The 20,297-nt window shown below is 65.6% G+C and carries 20 protein-coding genes; 12 read left to right on the plus strand and 8 right to left on the minus strand.

The window, feature by feature from the left end:
- Window positions 1–39 precede the first annotated feature (39 nt).
- Both L0D16_RS02990 and L0D16_RS02995 read left to right on the plus strand, forming a co-directional pair.
- The gene (locus L0D16_RS02990; protein ID WP_243029953.1) at window positions 40–534 is read left to right on the plus strand and encodes a MogA/MoaB family molybdenum cofactor biosynthesis protein; all 495 of its coding nucleotides are present in this window, start codon (window positions 40–42) and stop codon (window positions 532–534) included.
- The gene (locus tag L0D16_RS02995; RefSeq protein ID WP_243029955.1) at window positions 527–1,657 is read left to right on the plus strand and encodes an aminotransferase class I/II-fold pyridoxal phosphate-dependent enzyme; all 1,131 of its coding nucleotides are present in this window, start codon (window positions 527–529) and stop codon (window positions 1,655–1,657) included. The genes L0D16_RS02990 and L0D16_RS02995 overlap by 8 nt, the downstream gene beginning before the upstream one ends.
- Before the next feature lie 62 nt (window positions 1,658–1,719).
- Here the strand turns inward: L0D16_RS02995 and L0D16_RS03000 are convergent, their stop codons facing one another.
- From L0D16_RS03000 to aceE, 5 genes are read right to left on the minus strand one after another with little or no spacing between them, the layout of a single operon-like run.
- Window positions 1,720–2,961 (minus strand): bifunctional folylpolyglutamate synthase/dihydrofolate synthase, encoded by a 1,242-nt coding sequence (locus L0D16_RS03000; protein WP_243029957.1) that lies wholly within the window; start codon window positions 2,959–2,961, stop codon window positions 1,720–1,722.
- Complete coding sequence (gene perR / locus L0D16_RS03005) at window positions 2,962–3,357, minus strand: manganese-dependent transcriptional regulator PerR (RefSeq protein ID WP_243029959.1); 396 nt, start codon at window positions 3,355–3,357, stop codon at window positions 2,962–2,964. It lies immediately after the preceding gene.
- A gap of 42 nt (window positions 3,358–3,399) precedes the next feature.
- A complete protein-coding gene (gene hemC, locus L0D16_RS03010) occupies window positions 3,400–4,305 on the minus strand; it encodes a hydroxymethylbilane synthase (protein WP_243028781.1) in 906 nt (301 codons plus the stop codon).
- 40 nt (window positions 4,306–4,345) lie between these two features.
- Window positions 4,346–5,596, minus strand: a complete 1,251-nt coding sequence (locus L0D16_RS03015; RefSeq protein WP_243029961.1) for a 2-oxo acid dehydrogenase subunit E2 — start codon at window positions 5,594–5,596, stop codon at window positions 4,346–4,348.
- Window positions 5,597–5,616: 20 nt separating this feature from the next.
- Window positions 5,617–8,355 (minus strand): pyruvate dehydrogenase (acetyl-transferring), homodimeric type, encoded by a 2,739-nt coding sequence (gene aceE / locus L0D16_RS03020; protein WP_243029963.1) that lies wholly within the window; start codon window positions 8,353–8,355, stop codon window positions 5,617–5,619.
- Between the two features lie 114 nt (window positions 8,356–8,469).
- Here aceE and L0D16_RS03025 point away from each other — a divergent pair, with 114 nt between their 5' ends.
- Window positions 8,470–9,351, plus strand: coding sequence for a LysR family transcriptional regulator (locus tag L0D16_RS03025; protein ID WP_243029965.1), 882 nt, complete (start codon window positions 8,470–8,472; stop codon window positions 9,349–9,351).
- Here the strand turns inward: L0D16_RS03025 and L0D16_RS03030 are convergent.
- Window positions 9,348–9,605 carry a hypothetical protein gene (locus L0D16_RS03030; RefSeq protein WP_243029967.1) on the minus strand — a complete coding sequence of 86 codons (258 nt, stop codon included), beginning with the start codon at window positions 9,603–9,605 and terminating at the stop codon, window positions 9,348–9,350. The two genes, L0D16_RS03025 and L0D16_RS03030, sit on opposite strands and share 4 nt — an antisense overlap.
- A complete protein-coding gene (locus L0D16_RS03035; RefSeq protein ID WP_243029968.1) occupies window positions 9,602–9,865 on the minus strand; it encodes a septum formation initiator family protein in 264 nt (87 codons plus the stop codon). The genes L0D16_RS03030 and L0D16_RS03035 overlap by 4 nt, the downstream gene beginning before the upstream one ends.
- 190 nt (window positions 9,866–10,055) lie before the next feature.
- Here L0D16_RS03035 and L0D16_RS03040 point away from each other — a divergent pair, with 190 nt between their 5' ends.
- Window positions 10,056–10,499 (plus strand): Fur family transcriptional regulator, encoded by a 444-nt coding sequence (locus L0D16_RS03040; protein WP_243029970.1) that lies wholly within the window; start codon window positions 10,056–10,058, stop codon window positions 10,497–10,499.
- Between the two features lie 54 nt (window positions 10,500–10,553).
- Here L0D16_RS03040 and L0D16_RS03045 read toward each other — a convergent pair whose 3' ends face one another.
- Window positions 10,554–11,975, minus strand: a complete 1,422-nt coding sequence (locus L0D16_RS03045; protein ID WP_243029971.1) for a leucyl aminopeptidase — start codon at window positions 11,973–11,975, stop codon at window positions 10,554–10,556.
- A 30-nt stretch (window positions 11,976–12,005) separates the two neighbouring features.
- Here L0D16_RS03045 and L0D16_RS03050 point away from each other — a divergent pair, with 30 nt between their 5' ends.
- Genes L0D16_RS03050 through recF form a run of 8 tightly spaced genes read left to right on the plus strand, consistent with a single transcriptional unit; the run spans window position 12,006 to window position 20,210 of the window.
- A complete protein-coding gene (locus L0D16_RS03050; RefSeq protein WP_423247854.1) occupies window positions 12,006–12,902 on the plus strand; it encodes a DUF1385 domain-containing protein in 897 nt (298 codons plus the stop codon).
- Complete coding sequence (mnmA, locus tag L0D16_RS03055) at window positions 12,899–14,011, plus strand: tRNA 2-thiouridine(34) synthase MnmA (protein WP_243029975.1); 1,113 nt, start codon at window positions 12,899–12,901, stop codon at window positions 14,009–14,011. The genes L0D16_RS03050 and mnmA overlap by 4 nt, the downstream gene beginning before the upstream one ends.
- 58 nt (window positions 14,012–14,069) lie before the next feature.
- Window positions 14,070–15,038 (plus strand): PstS family phosphate ABC transporter substrate-binding protein, encoded by a 969-nt coding sequence (locus tag L0D16_RS03060; RefSeq protein WP_243029976.1) that lies wholly within the window; start codon window positions 14,070–14,072, stop codon window positions 15,036–15,038.
- A gap of 59 nt (window positions 15,039–15,097) precedes the next feature.
- On the plus strand, window positions 15,098–16,000 hold the full coding sequence (pstC, locus tag L0D16_RS03065) for a phosphate ABC transporter permease subunit PstC (protein WP_243029978.1): 903 nt from the start codon (window positions 15,098–15,100) through the stop codon (window positions 15,998–16,000).
- Entirely contained in the window at window positions 15,993–17,192 is a 1,200-nt protein-coding gene (gene pstA / locus L0D16_RS03070) for a phosphate ABC transporter permease PstA (RefSeq protein ID WP_243029980.1), read from the plus strand. The genes pstC and pstA overlap by 8 nt, the downstream gene beginning before the upstream one ends.
- Window positions 17,189–18,004 (plus strand): phosphate ABC transporter ATP-binding protein PstB, encoded by an 816-nt coding sequence (gene pstB / locus L0D16_RS03075; RefSeq protein WP_243029982.1) that lies wholly within the window; start codon window positions 17,189–17,191, stop codon window positions 18,002–18,004. The genes pstA and pstB overlap by 4 nt, the downstream gene beginning before the upstream one ends.
- 10 nt (window positions 18,005–18,014) lie before the next feature.
- Complete coding sequence (locus tag L0D16_RS03080; RefSeq protein WP_243029984.1) at window positions 18,015–19,187, plus strand: MFS transporter; 1,173 nt, start codon at window positions 18,015–18,017, stop codon at window positions 19,185–19,187.
- Window positions 19,188–20,210, plus strand: coding sequence for a DNA replication/repair protein RecF (gene recF, locus L0D16_RS03085; protein WP_243029985.1), 1,023 nt, complete (start codon window positions 19,188–19,190; stop codon window positions 20,208–20,210).
- Window positions 20,211–20,297: the final 87 nt, after the last annotated feature.

Consider the following 20,297-nt stretch of genomic DNA (forward strand, 5'->3'; position numbering starts at 1 on the left):
CTTTTGCAAAGGGTCTTCCAAAGGGTAAGCTCTTGACAAATGTTCCGCGTGGGCATCCTAACCGTTTCCGATAAGGGCTATAGGGGCGAGCGGGAGGACACCACCCACCTGGCCATCCGCGAGGCCTTGGAAGGAGGGCCCTTTGAGGTGGCCGCCTACGAGATCGTCCCCGACGAGCCCCCCCTCATCAAGAAGGTCATCCGGCTTTGGGCCGACCGGGAGGGCTTGGACCTCATCCTTACCAACGGGGGCACGGGCCTAGCCCCCAGGGACAAGACCCCCGAGGCCACCCGGGAACTCCTGGACAAGGAGGTGCCGGGCCTTGCCGAGCTCATGCGCCTTAAGGGCCTGGCGAAAACCCCCATGGCCGCCCTCTCCCGGGGCCTTGCGGGGGTAAGGGGGAAAAGCCTCATCCTGAACCTGCCGGGAAGCCCCAAGGGGGCCCGGGAATCCCTGGAGGCAGTGCTTCCCGTCCTGCCCCACGCCTTAAGCCTCATCACCGGCAAGGCCTGGCGGGAGGGGCACCATGAGTAGGGTCCCCGAGGCCTCGGTCTTCCTGGTGGTGGACGAGGCCAAGAGGAAGGCCCGGGAGAAGGGCCTAAGGCTTATAGACCTCTCCATCGGCTCCAGCGACCTCCCGCCCCCCCTCGAGCCCCTTCAGGCCCTAAGGGAGGCCCTTTCCGACCCCAGCACTTACGGCTACTGCCTGAAAAGTTGCACCCTTCCCTTTTTGCAGGAGGCCACCCGCTGGTACCAGGACCGCTATGGGGTACGCCTGGACCCCGGCCGGGAAGCCCTGGCCTTGATCGGAAGCCAGGAGGGCCTGGCCCATCTCCTTCTGGCCCTCACCGAACCCCAAGACCTCCTCCTCCTTCCCGAGGTGGCCTACCCCAGCTATTTCGGCGCCGCCCAGGTGGCCTCCTTGAGGACCTTCCTCATCCCCTTGCGGGAGGACGGCCTGGCGGATCTCTCCCGGGTGCCGGAAGAGGTCTGGAAGGAGGCCAAGGTCCTTCTCCTCAACTACCCCAACAACCCCACGGGAGCCTTGGCGGACTGGGGTTACTTTGAGGAGGCCTTGGCCTTGGCGGAAAAACATCGCCTCTGGCTGGTCCACGACAACCCCTATGTGGACCAGGTGTACGAGGGCCAGGCCCCCTCCCCCTTGGCCCTTCCCGGGGGCCGGGAGCGGGTGGTGGAGCTCTTTAGCCTCTCCAAAAGCTACCACCTGGCGGGCTTCCGCCTGGGCTTCGCCTTGGGGAACGAGGAGGCCATCGCCCGGCTGGAAAGGGTCAAGGGGGTTATAGACTTCAACCAGTATGCCGGCATCCTGCGCATGGGGATCGCCGCCCTCAAGACCCCCAGGGAGGTGACCCAGGGCTTCGCCCAGGTATATCGGCAAAGGGCCTTAACCATGGCGGAAGCCCTGAAGGGAGCCTTGGACCTCCTCCCCCCCAAGGCCACCATGTACCTTTGGGGGAAGCTTCCCCCAGGCGTGGACGACCTGGAGTTCGCCCTAAGCCTGGTGGAGCGGGGCGTGGCCGTGGCCCCGGGGAGGGGGTTCGGCCCCGGCGGGAAAGGGCACGTGCGCCTGGCCCTGGTGCAGCCCGTGGAGAAGCTTCTGGAAGCCGCCCGCATCCTAAAAGAAGCCTTGGATTGAGCCTTCTCCCTGCCCGCCAACCAAGCCGCCGCCTCCGCCGGGGCGCCCAGGACGGCGCCGCCCTACTGCCACCTTTCCTCCGGGGGAAGCCCCAAAAGGGCCCGCTTCACCTCCCCCACCAGGTACAGGCTTCCCGCCACCACCACCCGGTCCTCCAGGGCCAAGGCCTTCTCCAGGGCCTTTAGGGGTTCTTCCTCCACCAGGGCCCCGGGGAAAAGGGGGAGAAGGGCCTTGGGGTCTTGGCTCCTAGGGGAAGCGTAGCGGGTGAGGACCACCGGCCCCAATCCCCCAAGGGCCTCGGCCATGGCCCGGTGGTCCTTCTCCCGGCTGAAGCCCAGGACGAAGGCGGCGGGCAGAAGCCTGTGAAAGCGAAGGGCTTCCCGCAAGGCCCAAGCCCCTTCCGGGTTGTGGGCCCCGTCCAGAAGAAGCTCTTTGCCCTTAGGCCAAGGAAGCCGCTCTAGCCTTCCCGGGTTTTCCACCCGGGAAAGGCCCCTCTCCACCGCCTCCCACCCCGCTCCCAAAAGCCTCCCCGCCACCGCCGCCAGGGCCAGGTTTTCCGCCTGGTGCGGGCCAAGAAGCCGTGTGCGGAAGGTTCTCTCCTCCCCCTTAAGCCCCAGGCGGAAGGCCAGGCCCTCCCCCAGGGCCTGCACCCCGGAAAGGGAAAAGGCCTCGCCCAGGATCCAAAGGGGGGTACCCAGGGCCCGGGCCCTCTCCCGAAGCTCCTGAAGCCCCTCCCCCCTGGCGGCGGTGAGGGCCGGCACCCCTTTCCGGAAAATCCCCGCCTTCTCCCGGGCCACGTCCCTCAGGGTGGGGCCCAAAACCTCCAGGTGGTCGGAGCCCACGTTGGTCACCACGCAAAGATGGGGCTCGGTGGCGTTGGTAGCATCAAGGCGTCCTCCCAGGCCCACCTCCAGCACGGCGAACTCCACCCCCTCCTGGGCAAAGTGCTTAAGGGCAAGGGCCGTGGCCACCTCAAAGAAGCTGGCCTCCAAAGCCTCCGCGTGGGGACGGACCTCTTCCAAAAGGGCCAACAGCCTCGCCTCCGAAAGAAGCTGGCCCTGGACGGCCACGCGTTCCCGGAAGTCCACCAGGTGGGGGCTGGTGTAAAGCCCTACCCTTAAACCCGTTTCCTCCAGGATCGCCGCCAGGGCCCGGGCGGTGGTGCCCTTGCCGTTGGTTCCCCCGATGAGGGCCACGGGGTAGGCCTCCTGGGGGTGGCCCAGGCGGGCCAGGAGGGCTCGGATACGCTCCAAGCCAGGCTTCACCTGGCCCTGCCGGGCGTAAAGCCAGGCCAAGGGACCCATCTATCCTTTAAGGGCCGCCTTGCAGGCGGGGCAAAGGCCCCTATAGGTCACCTCCACCCCCCTTACCTCCAACTGGGGATAGGCCTCCTGGGCGGGGGCGAGAAGGTCGGGAAGGGGCACCTCCAGGTCCACGATCTCCCCACACCTCTCGCAGACCAGGTGCAGGTGGGGGTGCAGGTTGGCGTCGTAGCGGGTGGCCTCCCCGGCCTTGGTGATGGGGATAAGGTAGCCCTCCTCCACCAGGGCCTCGAGGGTGCGGTAGATGGTCCCCAGGCTCACCTTGGGCACCACCTTGCGCACCTCCTGGTAGATCCAGGCGGCATCGGGGTGGTTGTGGGCCTTCCTCACCACCTCCAAGACAGCCTTGCGTTGGCGGGTCAAGCGCTTAAGCGCCATCTACCCCACTATACCCCAGGCCAGGGGGAAACTCCAGCAATCCTATCGGGTTTGGGCCAAAATCTCCCGTCCGCCCTGCTCCAGCACGTCCTGGGCCAGCTCCAGGCCCAGCTCCTCGGCCTCGGAAGCGTCGCCTTCAATCTCCGCCCGGATAAAGCTCTTGCCGTCGGGGGTGAGGACCATCCCCTCCAGAAGGAGGGTGCCGTCCTCCGCCACCTGGGCCAGGGCCCCCACCGGGGCCAGGCACCCGGCCCCCAGGCCCTTCAAAAAGGCCCTCTCCGCCCGTACCCGGTCGTGGGAGGGGTGGTGGTGGAGGGCATAGCAAAGCTCCTCCGCCAGGTCGTCCCCCACCCGCACCTCCAGGGCCAAGGCCCCTTGGCCAGGGGCGGGAAGCATCACCTCGGGCTCCAGGAACTGGTCAATGCGGTTGCGCAAGTCCAACCGGATGAGCCCCGCCGCCGCCAGGATGATCCCGTCGTACTCCCCATTGCCCAAGGCGGCCAGGCGGGTGTCCACATTGCCCCTGAGGTCCTTCACCACCAGGTCCGGCCGGTGGGCCAAAAGCTGGGCCTTACGCCTTACGGAACTGGTGCCCACCACGGCGCCTTGGGGAAGGTCCTCGAGGCGCTTATACACCTTGCCCAAAAAGGCATCCCGGGGGTCCTGCCGGCGGGGTATGGCGGCGATCTTAAGCCCCGGGGGTTCCTCCGTGGGGAGGTCCTTCAGGGAGTGCACGGCGATGTCAATCTCCCGGGAAAGGAGGGCCTCCTGCAACTCCTTGACAAAGATGGCCTGCTCCAGGGGGCTTGCCCCCTGGTCCCCCCGGGTCTTGATGGTTTTCACCTTGAACTCCGCCTCGGGCCAGCTTTCCTTAAGACGCTCCACCACAAAGCGGGTCTGGGCCAGGGCCAAGGCGCTGCCCCGGGTTCCCACCACGATGACGCGCATACTTTCCCATACTACACGAGAACCCGGGGCCGGGCACCCCCTACTCCAGGGCCAAGCCCAAAGGATCCTGCAAAAGCGCGGCCAGATGCCGGCAGAAGCGGGCCGCCTCAGCCCCGTCTATGAGGCGGTGGTCATAGGTGAGGGCGTAGGGCATGATGAGGCGGGGCTGGAAAGCCTCCTTCTCCGGATCCCACACCGGCTTCATCTGGGAGCGGGAAACCCCCAGAATGGCCACCTCGGGCCAGTTGACGATGGGGGTGAAGCCCACCCCGCCAATCCCCCCCAGGTTGGAGAGGCTGAAGGTTCCCCCTTGCATCTCCTCGGGGGAAAGCTTCCTTTCCCGGGCCTTTTCGGAAATCTCCTGAAGCTCCTGGGCCAGGCGCAGGACCCCCTTTTGCTCCACATTCCGGATCACCGGCACCAGGAGGCCAAAGGGGGTGTCCACCGCCACCCCGATGTGCACGTAGTCCTTGTAGATGACCTCCCCCTTTTCCGGGTCCAAGGAGGCGTTGAACTTGGGGAAGGCCTTCAGGGTCAGGGCCAAGGCCTTAAGGAGGAAGGCGGTGAGGGTGAGCCTAAAGCCCCGTTCCTCCGCCCTTTTGGCGTAGCGCTTCCTTAGGGCTTCCAGCTCGGTGATGTCCGCCTCGTCAAAGTGGGTGACCATGGGCACCTGGGCCCAGGCCCGGGCCATGGCCCGCAGGGTGGCCTTGCGCACCCCGCTCATGGGCTCGGTGCGCACCGGACCCCACTGGCTAAAGTCAGGGAGCTTGGGGCTTGGGGGCGGTGGGGCCTCGAGGGCCACGGGGGGCTGGGCCAACCCCGCCGCCCGCCTCACATCCTCAGCGGTGATCCGCCCCGCAAGGCCCGTGCCCTGCACCTGGCGGAGGTCCACCCCAAGCTCCCGGGCCAAGCGCCGCACCGAGGGAGCGGCGGGGATGAGCCGGCCTTCCTCCTGCCCTACCGGGGCTGGGACAGGGCTCGGGACCCCTGGGGAAGGCGCGGGCTGGACCTCCTCCTTAGCTGGGGTGGGAGCCTCCTGGGACAAGGGGGCCGCCACCTCCCCCGCCTCCAGCTCCAAGAAGGGCTGCCCCGGGCGCACCTCGTCCCCCACCTTCACCAAAACCCGCTTCACCACCCCGCCCGCCTCCGCGGGCACCTCCATCACCGCCTTGTCGGTTTCCAGCTCCAAAAGGGGCTGGCCGGGGGCCACCCGGTCCCCCTCCTGCACCAGCACCCCCACCACGGTGGCCGCGCTCACGTTGTCGCCCAGTTCGGGAAGCCTTAGCTCCATCCTGCCCTCCAGAATACCCCCTACCTCCGGTGGGGCGGGGTCTCCCTTAGCTCAAGCCCCAGCTCCTTCCGCGCCTTGGCCAAGACCTTGGCCGGCACCTGGCCTTCCTCAGCCAGGAGAACAAGGGCGGCGTAAGCGATGTGCCGGGCATCCACCTCAAAGAAGTCCCTTAGGGCCTCCCGGGTATCCGAGCGGCCAAAGCCGTCGGTGCCCAGGGCGCAGAAGGGCCGGTCCAGATACCCCCTTATAAGGTTGGGCAGGGCCTTCAGGTAGTCGCTGGCAGCCACCACCGGCCCCTCGTGCCCCTCCAGAACCTCCGCCACGTAAGGCTTGCGGGCCTTGCCCAAAAGCCTCCGCTCCCTTTCCGCCTCGAGGGCATCGTAGTAGAGGGCCTTGTAGCTGGTGGCGCTCCAGACATCCGCCACCACCCCGTAGCCCTTCAGCAACTCCTGGGCCTTCGCCGCCTGGGGCAGGATGGGCCCGGAACCCAGAAGTTGGACCCGGGGGCCTTCCCCCTCCCCGGGGCGGAAAAGGTAGAGGCCCCTCAGGATCCCCTCCTTCACCTTCTCCCGGGGCCCGGGCATGGGAGGGTGGGGGTAGTTCTCGTTCTCTATGGTGATGTAGTAGAAGACATCCTCCCCCTTCTGGTACATGCGCCGTAGACCGTCTTCCAGGATGACGGCGAACTCGTAGGCGAAGGCGGGGTCGTAGGCCAAGAGGTTGGGGACCGCTAGGGCGTAGACCTGGCTTTGCCCATCCTGGTGCTGCAGGCCTTCCCCCTCCAGGGTGGTCCGCCCGGCGGTGGCCCCCAGAAGGAAACCCCGGGTGCGCTGGTCGGCGGCCGCCCAGACCAGGTCCCCGATGCGCTGTAGGCCAAACATGGAGTAGGTGATGAGGAAGGGGATGGTGGGGATGCCCCAGTGGGCGTAGGCGGTGCCGGCGGCGATGAAGTCCGCCATGGCCCCCGCTTCGGTGATCCCCTCCTCCAGGATCTGCCCCTCCTGGCTCTCCTTGTAGGCGGTGAGGGTGCCGGCATCCACCGGGATGTAAAGCTGCCCCTGGGGGGAGTAGATGCCCACCTGGGCGATCAGGGCCTCCATGCCGAAGGTGCGAGCCTCGTCGGGCACAATGGGCACGATGAGTTTCCCGATCTTGGGGTGGCGCAGGAGCTTGGCTAGGATGCGCACGAAGGCCATGGTGGTGGAGATCTCCCGCCCCCCCGTACCCTCGTAGAACTCCTGGAAGAACTCCTCCCCCGGCACCTCCAGATAGCCTTCCGGCTGACCCAGGCCCCCGGTAAACCGTACCCGGCGCTCGGGGACAAAGCCCCCCAGGGCCTTCCTGCGTTCTAGGAGGTATTTCACCTCGGGGGAGTCCGGCCCCGGGTGGTAGTAGGGAAGCTCCGATAGCCTTTCCTCAGGGATGGGGATGCCCAAAAAGGAGCGCGCCTCCTTTAGGTCCTCCTCGGTGAGCTTCTTAACCTGGTGGGCCACGTTCTTGGCCATGGCGGTGGGCCCCATGCCGTAGCCCTTGATGGTGCGGGCCAGGATAACCACCGGGCTTCCCTTGTGCTCCACCGCCGCCTTGTAGGCGGCATGGATCTTCAGCAAGTCGTGTCCACCCCGGCTACGGGTGAGTTCATCCAGCTCCTCGTCCGTCATCCCCGCGATGAGCCGCTTGAGCTCGGGGGTGTTGAAGAAGCGCTCCCTGAGCTCCTTGGCCCCAAAGGCGGCATAGCGCTGCGACTCCCCGTCCACCAGGGCCTCAAAGCGCCTCAGGAGGTGGCCCTCCTGGTCCTTGGCCAGGAGCCGGTCCCAGGCGGAACCCCAGACGATCTTGATCACCCGCCAGCCCGCACCCCTATACAGCCTCTCCAGCTCCTGGATGATCTTGGAGTTGCCCCGCACGGGCCCATCCAGGCGCTGCAGGTTGGCGTTCACCACGAAGATCAGGTTGTCCAGCCTCTCCCGGGCCGCCAGGTGCAAGGCCCCCACCGTTTCCGGCTCGTCGTGCTCCCCGTCCCCCAAGAAGGCCCAGACCTTGGCGGTGCTCCTGGGCTTCAGGCCCCGGTCCTCCAGGTAGCGCATGAACCGGGCCTGGTAGATGGCCTGGATGGGGCCAAGGCCCATGCTCACCGTGGGAAACTCCCAGAAGTCCGGCATCAGCCAAGGATGGGGATAGCTGGAAAGCCCCCGGCCACCCGGCACCGGAGGGTGCACCTCCCGGCGGAAGTTCTCCAGGTCCGTTTCGCTTAACCTCCCTTCCAGGAAGGCCCGGGCGTAGATGCCAGGGGAGGAGTGCCCCTGGAAGAAGACCAAATCCCGGTCCAACCCCGCCTCAGGCCCGCGGAAGAAGTGGTTGAAGCCCACCTCATACAGCTCAGCGATGGAGGCGTAGGTGGAGATATGCCCCCCGATCCCATCCGCCTTCTTGTTGGCCCGGGTGACCATCATGGCCGCGTTCCAGCGCAGGATGTTGGCGATGCGCCTTTCCAGATCCAGGTCCCCTGGGTAAGGAGGCTCCTTTTCCTTGGGGATGGTGTTGAGGTAAGGAGTGGAGAGGCGGTTTGCAGGGGTGTAGCCCTTCAGGTAGAGAAACTCGTCCAATAGGCGCAAAAGCTCCTCCACCCGGGCCAACCCCTCCACCCGGAGCACATACTCCAAAGACTCCCGCCACTCCCGGTTCTCCTCCTCCTTGAGCCGGGCCAGTTCATCTGGGGAAAGGGCCTCTAGGGCTTCCTTGAGCACATCCTCCGTCATCTTCCCCCCTTTTGCGCAAAACTACACTACACCGACTCCTCTTCCCAGTCTGGGGCAGAGGCGACCCTTTGTCCAATAGAAAAGCCTGGGGCGTGATGATAAGCTAGCCTTATCATGGACCTGCGCCGCCTGCGGCTTTTCCTCCTTCTGGCCGAGGAAGGGAACTTCCACCGGGCCGCGGAGAAGGCCTACCTTTCCCAGCCCGCCCTTTCCCAGCACATCCAGGCCTTGGAGAAGGCTCTAGGCGTCAAGCTCCTTGAGCGCAGGCCCTTCCGCCTTACCCCGGCGGGGGAGGTGCTGCAGCGGGAAGGCAAGCGGCTGTTGGCGGAGGTGGAGGCCCTAAAAGAGCGGGTGCGCCAAGCAGGGCGGGGCCAGCCCGGGAAGGACTACCTTGGGGAGCTCCGCTTCGGGGTGCCGGAAAACCTCCTTCCCGATCTCATGCCCCTTTTGGACCACCTGCGCCGGGGCTTGGGCCAGCCGGTGGAAATCCTGGAGATGCACACCCCTGAGCAGGTAAAGGCCCTCAAGGAGGGCCAGCTGGACTACGGCCTGGCAGGGCTTAGGGTGGAGGACCCCGCCATAGGCCAGGAACCCCTCTTGCCGGTGCCCATCGTAGTAGCCCTGCCCGAGGGGCACCCCTTGGCCTCCCGAAAACGGGTGCCCCTCAAGGCTTTGCGGGAGGAACCTTTCCTCCTCCTCCCCAAGGAGGTGCTACCGCCCCTTCACGAGGCCTTCATGGCGGTCTTCCAGCAGGCGGGCTTCACCCCTAAGGTGGTCCGGGAGGTGGCCCGGTTCTCCCAGGCGGTAAGCCTGGTGGCGGCGGGGGTGGGGGTCTACCTCACCCTGGCTCCCTACCGGGTCTTTCCTCATCCCGGGGTGGTGCTTAAGCCCCTGGAGGAAGAGGCGGCCTTGCAGGTTTCCCTCATCTACCGCACCCATCCCCCTCCCCCCAGGCTTTCGGAGGTGCGAGCACTCCTAAAGGCTTTGGTCCTTTAGGCCTGAAGGCCCGGGGCCTCCGCCTCCCCCCAGGCCAGTTCCACCAGGCCGATGAGCTCCTCCACCGGCAGGCCGTAGTCGCGGGAAAGGCGCGTGATCTCGTGCCCCAGCCTTCTCAGGTGGGCCAGCTGGGAAGGGCTGGCCTCCCGTGCCAGGTCCAAAAGCCAGGAGAGAAGGGCTTCCGCCTCCTCATCGGTGAGGCCGTCGGTCAAGGCTTCGTCCTCCAGAAAGAGTGTCGCCGGGTCTTCCCTCATCGCCTCTTTAGTATCTCCTCTTGCCGCACAAAACCCAACCTGCGCACCAGGGCCTCGAGGTGGGCGGGGTCCCTGGCCGCCTTCACCTCGGCCTCGAGGCGGGCCACCCGGGCCTCCGCCTGCCGCAAGGCTTCCTCCAGCCTGGCCCTTTCCCGGGCCAGCTGGTAAGCCCTAACCCCTTCCTGCCCCAAGAGGAAAAGGGCATGGGCCAAACCCAGGGCAAAGACCAGATGCAGGATACGGTAGATGGGCCGCTCCAAGGTGGGCCCATTATACCTTCTCCTTAGGGTTGGTGTAGCCTTTAGGAACCCACGCGGTAGGGGAAGCCATTGGAACCCGGAGAAAATCCTTCCCCAAGAGGGAAATGGGGTGGATACTACCTTTTGGTGGATTTGGGTGTTGCATTTGCACACAGGGGATGTATACTGGAATCGGAAAGAAGGAGGAGCCATGCCAAGGATGAGGGAAAAGGAGAACTACCGGGCGCGGCTAAAGGCTGTGGGGCTGAGGCACACCCTGCCGCGGGAGCGGATCCTGAGCTATCTGGACCGCAAAAACGTCCACCCCACCCCTGAGGAGCTTTATAACGGCCTTAAGAAGCGGGGCTACGACATCGGCCTTTCCACCGTTTACCTCAACCTCCACGTCCTGCGGGAGCACGGCCTCATCTACGAGTTCCGCGACCCCAAGGGCCTGACCCGCTACGATGGCTACACGGAGCCCCACGTGCACCTGGTCTGCACCTCCTGCGGCAAGGTGGAAGACCTCCTCTTGAAAAACCTGCCGGAGCTGGACCTTTCCCAGGCGCAAAAGGCGGCTGCCGAAAAGTCCGGCTGGGCCTTGGAGAGCTTCCGGCTGGAGTTCCGGGGGCTTTGCCCCAACTGCCAGGAGTAGGCCTGAAGGGATTCCCACCCTGCCTCCGGGCAGGGTGGGATTCTTTTAAAGGATTTAAGCGACCTCGGTCAGCCCCCGGGCTACCTCGGTCAGCCCTCGGGCTACCTCGAGGACCGTCCGCACCCCAAAACCCGTGCCCCCTTCCGGGCCCAGGGCATGGGCCTTCTTGGCGAAGGCGGGCCCGGCGATGTCCAGGTGCACCAAGGGCACCGTCACGAACTCCGCCAGGAAAAGGGCGGCGGTGATGGCCCCACCGTACCGGTCCCCCACGTTCCTCATGTCGGCCACGGGGCTTTTCAGCTTTTCCCGGTAGGCCTTCTCCAAAGGAAGGGGCCAAACCTTCTCCCCCGCCTTCCTGGCCGCCTCCTCCACCCGTTTTTGCCAGGTTTCCTCCGTGGCGAAGAGGGCCGCGATTTCCTCTCCCAGGGCCACCACCGCGGAGCCGGTAAGGGTGGAAAGCTCCAGGATGCGTTTAGCCCCTTGCCGTTCCGCATAGGCCAGGGCATCCGCCAGGGTGAGCCTCCCTTCCGCATCCGTGTTCATCACCTCCACCGTTTTGCCGGCGAAGGTCTTAAGCACATCCCCAAGCCGGTAGGCCCGGCCCGAAACCATGTTTTCGCAGGCGGCGATGTAGCCCCGGATCTCCAGCGGCAAACCCAAAAGGGCGGCGCCCTTTAGGGCCCCCAGGACCGCCGCCCCTCCGGCCATGTCGCCCTTCATGGTGGCCATGCTCTCCGTGGGCTTTAAGGAGTAGCCGCCGGAGTCAAAGGTAAGCCCCTTACCCACCAGGTCCAGCCTTTCCCGGGCGCCCTCCGGGGCATAGCGCAGGTGGATGAAGCGGGGTGGGTTCTCCGCACCCTGGGCCACCGCCAGGAATGCCCCCATGCCCAAGGCCCGGATGGCCTCCTCGTCCAAAACCTCCACCGTTAGCCCCAAAGCCCTCAGGGAAAGGGCCGCCTCCGCCAGGGCCTCCGGGGTCAAGACGTTAGGGGGCTCGTTCACCAGGTCCCGGGCCCAAAAAACCCCTTCCGCCACCTTCCTCGCCCTCTCCAGCTCCTCTGGCTTGGCGCGGGAAAGGTGGAGGGCCAGAGCCTTATCCTCCCCCTTTTCCTTGTAGCGGTCAAAGCGATACGCCCCCAGGAGGAGGCCCTCCGCCAAGGGATAGGCCTCCAGGGCTTCCACCAGGGCCTCGGGGAAGGCCAGCTTGGAAAGCATCTGGGCAAGCCTTCCCCCTGTAGCCCGGATGTCCTCGTCCAGCCCGAAAAGGAGAAAGTTCCCTTCGGAAGAGGCCAAAAGGAGGCTTTCCCCCGCTTCCCCCTTGAAGCCGGCCTCGGCCATGGCCCGGCGGAGAAACCCATCCAGGTGGGCGTCCAGGACCTGGCCTTGCGGGGTAAGCTCCCCCTTCCTGACCCACACCACCTTCAAAGGAACCTTCCCCTCCGCCAGCGTGGCCTCTGTGGCATGCAAGGTGATCACGCCTGGAAGATACCATGCCCCCGTGGCAAAATGGGAGGGATGCGGCTTCTCCTGCTTTTGGCCAAACAGGTGACCCTGGGGGGCTCGGCGGCCCTCGAGGGGGTAATGATGAAGTCCCCCTGGGCCTGGGCCCTGGCGGTGCGCCTGCCCGATGGCAGGGTGCACGTGGAGCGCCATGCGGAGCCTGCCCTGAGCCAGCGCTACCCTTGGGCCCGGCTGCCCCTCATCCGGGGGGTGGTGGCCCTATGGGACGCCCTTTCCGTGAGCTACCGGGCCTTGGCCCGGAGCGCGGAACTCGTAGGGGGCGAGGAGGAGGTGCCCAAAGGGGCCCTGTGGGGCACGGTGGCGGTAAGCCTGCTTCTCGGCATCGCCCTGTTCATCGTCCTGCCAGGGTTTTTGGCCGGCCTCCTCCTGGACCCGGCCCGTCTCCCCGTCCTCTACAACCTCCTGGCAGGCCTCATCAAGGTGGGCATCCTGGTGGGCTACCTCCTCTTCATCGGGCGCATGCCCGAGATCCGGCGGTTTTTCATGTACCACGGAGCAGAGCACAAGGCCATCCACGCCTTTGAAAAGGGGCTTCCCCTCACGGTGGAAAACGTCCTGGCCCAGCCCCGCTTCCACCCCCGGTGCGGCACCACCTTCCTGGCCTTCGTCATCGTGGTCTCCATCCTGGTCTACAGCCTGATCCCCGCTCCCGAGGTGCTCTGGTGGCGGCTACTGGCCCGGGTGCTCTTCCTGCCGGTGGTGGCGGCCTTGGCCTTTGAGCTTCTCTACTTCTCCGCCCGGCACGAGGATCCCCTTTCCCGGCTTTTGCGGGAGCTGGGCTTCCGCTTCCAAGCCCTCACCGTGGCCGAGCCCACCCCGGAGATGGCGGAGGTGGCCATAAGGAGCACGGAGGCCGCCTTGGGCGAACGGGTGGTGGCATGAGGAAGACGGTCCTGGTGGCCATGTCCGGGGGGGTGGACTCCTCGGTCACCGCTTACCTGTTGAGGGAAGCGGGGTACGAGGTGGTGGGGGCCATGATGCGCTTCTGGCCCGAGGAGCCGCCCAAGCCTTCCCTGGAACTCCAGGCAGGGCGGGCCTGGGAAAGCTGCTGCACCCCCGAGGCCGCCTACGAGGCCCGCAGGGTGGCGGAACTTCTGGGCATCCCCTTCTACCTCCTGGACTACCGGGAGGCCTTCGCAGAGGAAATCCTCCAACCCTTCCTGAAGGACTACGCCAGAGGCCGCACCCCCAACCCCTGCGCCCGGTGCAACACCTTCGTGAAGTTTGGCGCCCTCCTCAAGCAGGCCAGGCGCCTGGGCTTGGACTACGTGGCCACCGGCCACTATGTGCGCCGGGAAGGGGAGGCCCTCCTGAGGGGCGTGGACCCCCGGAAGGACCAAAGCTACTTCCTCTGGGGCACCCCCAAGGAGGCCCTTCCCCACCTCCTCTTTCCCGTGGGGGGGATGACCAAGGCCGAGGTGCGGGCCCTGGCGGAAAAGGCCGGGCTCCCCACCGCCAGGAGGCCGGAAAGCCAAAACCTCTGCTTCGTAGCCGGGGACCTAAGGTCCTTCCTTAAGGAAAGGCTTAAGCCCCGCCCTGGACCCCTGGTGGACGCCCTCACCGGGGAGGTGGTGGGGGAGCACCAAGGAGCAAGCCTCTACACCATCGGCCAGCGCAAGGGCCTGGGGCTTCACAAGCCCCACCTGGAGCGGTACGTGGTGGGCATAGACCCCGTGGCCAACGTGGTCTACGTGGGGCCCAAGGAAGCCTGCCTTTGGCAGGGCCTGGAAGGGGAGGAGGCCAACCTCCTCGCCCAGCTCCCCGAGGAGGTGGAGGTGCAGGTGCGCTACCGCACCCCTCCGGTGAGGGCCCGGGTGGAGTCCCTAAGCCCCTTGCGCCTCCGCTTCCTGAGCCCCGTGTTCGCCGTGACCCCGGGGCAAAGCGCCGCCTTGTACCAGGGGGAAAGGCTCCTGGGGGGTGCGGTAATCCGCCAGGGGCTTTACAACCTGGCGGGCTTTGCCCCCGGCCCTAGGGTTCTGACAACCTCCTGACAATGGGGGGGCAGAGTAGTGCACGGAGGGGGGGATACCCTCCATCAGGAGGTAAGGCATGAGGAAATGGTTTGTGGTTCTATCCGCGTTGGTTTTGGCTGGTCTAGCTTCGGCTCAGATCCGGTCCGACGGCTCCTCCACCGTCTACCCCATCACCCAGGCGGTGGCGGAGGAGTTCACCGTCCGTAACCCCCAGATCAAGGTCACCGTGGCCTTCTCTGGCACGGGCGGCGGGTTCAAGAAGTTCTGCCGCGGGGAGACCGACATCCAAAACGCCAGCCGGCCCATCCTGCCCGAGGAGCTAAAGGTCTGCAAGGAGAACAAGGTGGAGTTCATTGAGCTCCCCGTGGCCTACGATGCCCTCACGGTCATCGTTCACCCGAGGAACACCTGGGCCAGCTGCCTTAAGGTCTCTGAGCTCAAGGCCATCTGGGAGCCCGGCTCCAAGATCACCCGCTGGAACCAGATCCGCCCCACCTTCCCCAACCAGCCCCTGCGCCTCTTTGGGGCCGGGGCCGACTCCGGTACCTTTGACTACTTCACCGAGGCCATCGTGGGCAAGCTGAAGGCCATCCGCACCGACTACCAGCCCACCGAGGACGATAACGTGACCATCAAGGGCGTGGCCGGGGACCTTTACGCCATGGGCTTCCTGGGGGTGGCCTACTACGAGGAGAACAAGGACAAGGTGAAGGCCTTGGCCGTTGACAACGGCAAGGGCTGCGTCCTCCCCACCCGGGAAAACGTGCTGAACGGCACCTACCAGCCCCTTGCCCGCCCCCTCTTCATCTACGTGAACGTGAAGAGCCTGGAGCGCAAGGAGGTGCAGGACTTCGTGAACTTCTACCTCTCCAAGGATGCCCGTAGGGCCATCCGCTCCACGGGGTACATTGAGCTGCCCGATGAGGCCTACAACATTGGTCAGCAGCTGGTGGCCAAGAGGAAGACCGGCACCTTCTTCATGGACCTGCCCGTGGGCACGCCCCTCTCCAAGTTCATGGAGGAGCTGAAGAAGGAGCTGAAGTAAGAGGGAAGGGCTAGAAGGGGTGGGTATTCCCCACCCCTTTGCCTTAGGATAGGAAAGGCATGGAGATCCTTAGGGAAAAACCCTCCCGAAACCCCAAGGAAGTCCTCACCTTTGCCGCCTTGGTACTCCTCGCCTCCGTGACCCTGCTCACCACGGCGGGCATCGTCCTTAGCCTCTTTGGGGAGGTGCTCCAGTTTTTCCGCCGGGTACCCCTAGCGGAGTTCCTCCTTGCCCGGGACTGGACCCCCCTCTTCGCCGAGCCCCGGTACGGGATCAGCCCCCTGATTGCGGGCACCTTCTTGGTCACGGCCATCGGCCTGGTGGTGGCCATCCCCTTGGGGTTAGCCTTGGCCGTTTACATCGCAGAGTACGCCCGGGGGGAGGCCAAGGCCCGCATCAAGGGCACCCTGGAACTCTTTGAGGGCATCCCCACGGTGGTCTTCGGCTTCTTCGCCCTGCTTACCGTTACCCCTCTCCTGCAGAAGGTGATCCCCGGCCTCAACATCTTCAACGCCCTTTCCGCCGGGCTGGTCCTGGGGTTTGTCATCCTCCCCTACGTGGCCAATGTGGCCGCAGACGCCATGGAGTCCGTGCCCCGCTCCATCCGGGAAGCGGCCTACGCCCTGGGGGCCAGGCCCTACGAGGTGGCCCTAAGGGTGGTCTTCCCCGCGGCCCTCTCGGGCATTGTGGCCGCCATCATCCTGGCCGCCAGCCGGGCCATAGGGGAGACCATGCTGGTCTCCATCGCCGCCGGCCAAAGGCCCATCCTCACCCTGGACCCTCGGGAGACCATCGCCACCATGACCAGCTACATCGTCCAGGCGGCCACCGGGGACCAGCCCGTGGGCAGCACCGCCTATTACGCCCTCTTCGCCGTGGGCTTTACCCTTTTCCTCCTCACCCTTCTCTTCAACATCCTGGCCCAATGGGTGGTGGAGCGCTATCGGGAGCGGTATGAGTAGCTGGCAACAGACCTTTGGTGTGGACCCTTGGAAGGACCGGGTGGACCGGGCCTTTGCCCGGGCCTTGGTCCTCCCCCTGCTTCTAGCCTTGGCCCTCCTGGCTTGGCTTCTGGGCGATACCCTTTACCGGAGCGTTTCCGTGCAGGTCCTAAAGGCCGACGAGGGGCCGGGAAAGACCTATGCCTTTGGCCTTTCCGCAAACGAGATCCTTCGGCAAGAACTGCTGGCCCGGGGGTACACGGAGGAGGAGGTCCAGTCCGCCCTGGGAGATCCCAGGGAGCGCCGGGTGCTCCTCATGCAAAACCGGGTGGAGCTCATGTGGAACACCCACGAAGGCCCCTTCCGCTACGTGGTGACCGGCCTCAGGGATGAGCGCATCGCCGACTTCTCCCTCCTGGAAGGCCTGAGGCGCTGGCAGGAGCTAAAGGCCAACCTGAAGGAGGGGGAAAGGCTGGTCCTCAACCCTTGGCTGGACCAGTCCTTCCTCACCCGGGTTCCCTCCCGCTCCCCCCTCACCGCGGGCATCGGCACCGCCATCTGGGGTACGGTATGGGTCCTGGGGCTCGCGCTTCTCATCGCCATTCCCGTGGGGATAGGCACGGCCATCCTCCTGGAGGAGTACGTGAGGGAGGGGAGGTTAAACCGGATCCTCGAGGTCAACCTCCGCAACCTGGCCGGGGTACCCTCCATCGTGTACGGCCTCTTGGGCCTGGCCCTCTTCGTGCGGGGAATGGGGCTTGGCCCCACCATCCTCCCTGCGGCCATGACCCTGGCCCTTTTGGGCATCCCCGTGATCGTGGTCACCGCCCGGGAGGCCCTGAGGGCGGTGCCCGAATCCCTGCGCCTGGCAGCCTTCGCCCTGGGGGCCACCCGTAGGCAGGTGGCCTTCCGGGTGGTCTTCCCCGCCGCCCTCCCCGGCATGGTGACCGGGGTCATCCTCTCCGCCGCCCGGCTCATCGGCGAGGCTGCACCCCTCCTTTTGGTGGGGGCTGCCGCCTACGTCCCCTTTCTGCCCAATAGCCCCCTTTCGGAATACACGGTCATCCCGGTGCAGATCTACCTTTGGGTGGGGATGAACCTTCCCGAGTTCGCCCGGGTGGCCGCAGCCGGTATCCTGGTGATGCTCTTGGTGCTCTCCGTCCTCTACTTCCTGGCCCTTTATCTCCGGAACCGCTTTAGGAGGGAGTGGTGAACGCCCTGGATTTCCTCAAGGATCACGAGACCATACGCACCGACCCCGTGCCCGAGGCCGAAGCCTTGGTGGATGTACGCCACCTGAACCTCTGGTACGGCAAGGCCCAGGCCCTCTTTGGGATCAGCGTGCGCTTTCCCCGCAACCAGGTCACGGCCATCATCGGCCCCTCGGGGTGTGGCAAAAGCACCCTCCTGCGCTCCCTGAACCGCATGAACGACCTCATACCCGGGGTACGGGTGGAGGGGGAGGTGCTTTACGAGGGCATCAACATCTACGATCCCCAGGTGGACCCGGTGGCCGTGCGCCGGCACATCGGCATGGTCTTCCAAAAGCCCAACCCCTTTCCCAAAACCATTTTTGAGAACGTGGCCTTTGGGCTACGCCTGATGGGCGTGAAGGGGAGTGAGCTCGAGGACCGGGTGGTGGAGGCCCTAAAACGGGCCGCCCTGTGGAACGAGGTCAAGGACCGCTTTAAAAAGGAGAGCGGCCTGAGGCTTTCGGGTGGCCAGCAACAGCGGCTTTGCATCGCCCGGGCCATCGCCGTGGAACCCCCGCTGCTCCTCATGGACGAGCCCACCAGCGCCCTAGACCCCATCGCCACCCAGGCCATAGAGGATCTAATCCTAGAGCTGAAGGAGCACTACACGGTGGTCATCGTTACCCACAACATGCAACAGGCCAGCCGCATCTCCGACCGCACCCTCTTCATGCACCTGGGGGTCTTGGTGGAAGAAGGCCCCACCGAGCTTATGTTTACCAAGCCCAAGCACCCCTACACCGAGGCCTACATCACCGGCCGTTTCGGCTAAACTTGGGGGGATGTCTCCCCTTGGCCTCCTCTTCCTAACCCTTTTCAACAGCATCCTCGGGCTTTCCATCCTCTTTCCCATCCTGGGACCCCTAGGCCGGGAGTTGGGCCTTAGTGAGGTCCAGGTGGGCCTTTTCTCCACCGGCTATGCCCTCATGCAGTTTCTCCTTTCCCCCTTATGGGGAAGGCTTAGCGAGCGTGGGCGCAAGCCCATCCTCCTTTTGGGCATCCTGGGCTTTGGCATCAGCTTCCTGCTCTTTGGCCTGGTTGCCCTTCTGGGGCAAAAGGGGTTCTTCTCCCCCGGCCTCCTCTTCCTCCTCCTTCTCCTAACCCGGCTTCTGGGAGGGGCCTTCAGCTCCGCCACCCTCCCCACCGCCCAGGCCTATGTGGCGGACGTCACCGGCAGGGAAAACCGCACCGCGGGCATGGCCCTCCTGGGGGCGGCCTTTGGCCTGGCGGTGATCCTGGGGCCCGCCTTGGGAGCGGGGCTTGCGGCCTTTTTCGGCCTCCTGGCCCCGGTGTTTTTCTCCGCCGGGATTGCCCTCCTCAACGCCCTCTTTGTGGCCCTGGTGCTCCCCGAGTCCCGGCCCCAAGGCAGCATCCCTCCCGACCGGCTTTCCCCTTGGGAAGGCCACATCTTCCCTCTCCTTCTCCTGGGCTTTACCCTGAACCTCTCCAGCGTGGCCCTGGAGCAGACCATCGCCTTCTACTTCCAAGACCGCCTGGGGCTTTCCGGGGTGGAAACCGCCAGGAGCGTGGGCCTGGCCCTGGTCCTCTATGGGCTGGTGGCGGTGTTTATCCAGGGTTTTTTGGTGCGGCGCTTCTCCTGGCCACCCCGAACCCTTCTCCTCACCGGGGTGCCCCTGGGCGTGTTGGGCTTTCTCCTTTTGGTGGCGGCCCACACCTTCCCCCTTTTGGCCTTGGGCCTGGCCCTGCAGGGCGCGGGAGCGGCCTTGGCAGGACCAGGGGTGACGGCCGCCCTCTCCCTAGCCGTGGGGGAAGGGGAGCAGGGCCTGGTGGCGGGGCTCAACAGTTCCGCCCAGGCCCTGGGGCGGATGCTGGGCCCTATACTGGGTACAGGGCTTTACCGGCTCGCCCCCGAAGCCCCCTACCTCCTAGGGGCTGGGCTCTTGCTGATGGTCCTCCTCCTGCTTCCCCTCCTTTTTCGCCGGGTTAGGCTTTAGATGCGCCTCCTATCCTTTCGGCAAAGGCACTTCCGCAACCTGGCCCTAGCCGCCTTCCACCCTCCCCAGGGGCTTTTCGCCCTGGTGGGGGGAAACGCCCAGGGCAAGACCAGCCTGCTTTTGGGCCTCCACCTGGCCCTAGGGGGAGAGGTGCGCAGCCCTTTGGCCGACCTCATCCGCTTTGGGGAAAAGGAAGCTTGGCTTTTCGCCGAGGTGGAAACGGAGCTGGGCCTCTACCGCATAGAGCAAAGGCTTGGCCCAGAGGGAAGGGAGGTCTTCTTAAACGAAAAGGCCGTAAGCCTCCGGGCACTCCAGGAGCTTCCGGGCTCGGTCTTGGTCCTGCCTGAGGACGTGCAGGTGGTCCTGGGAAGCCGGGAGGAGAGGCGCACCTTCTTGGACCGCCTTATCGGGCGCTTTTCCCGGCGGTACACCGCCCTCCTTTCCGCCTACGAGAAGGCGCTTCGCCAGCGGAATGCCCTCCTAAAGGCGGGGGGCAATGGGCTTGCGGTGTGGGACCAGGAGCTCGCCCGTTACGGCACCGAGATCATGGCCCTTAGGGGGCGTTTTCTAAAACGCTTCCTGCCCATCTTCCGGTCCGTCCACCAAACCCTGGCCCCAGGGGAGGCAGGGCTCCTTTTAGAGGAGACCGCCCCAGGGGACTTCCTCGAGGCCCTCCAGGCCCGGAGGGAAGAGGAGCTCCTAAAAGGCCAGACCCTGGTGGGCCCCCACCGGGACGACCTGGTCTTCCTGCTCTCGGGCCGCCCGGTACACCGCTTTGCTAGCCGGGGGGAGGCCAAGGCCATCGCCCTGGCCCTGCGCCTGGCCGAGCACCAGCTTCTTACCGAACACCACGGGGAAGCCCCCCTCCTCCTGGTGGACGAGTGGAGCGAGGAGCTGGACGAGGGCAAGCGGGAGGCGGTTTTGGCCTACGCCCGTAGCCTTCCCCAGGCTGCCCTGGCCGGGCTTTGGGCCCCCCAAGGGGTGCCGGTATGCTGGGTGGAAGGGGGGGTGGTCCTGGGCTAACCCAAACCCCACCCTGGCGCCAGGGTGGGGGCCCCGGAAAAACCCCTCTTTGGGTCCCTCCTGGGAAGTATAATCCCCAAGGAGGCT

The sequence above is a fragment of the Thermus altitudinis genome (assembly GCF_022760835.1).
In the GTDB taxonomy this organism is placed as follows: domain Bacteria; phylum Deinococcota; class Deinococci; order Deinococcales; family Thermaceae; genus Thermus; species Thermus altitudinis.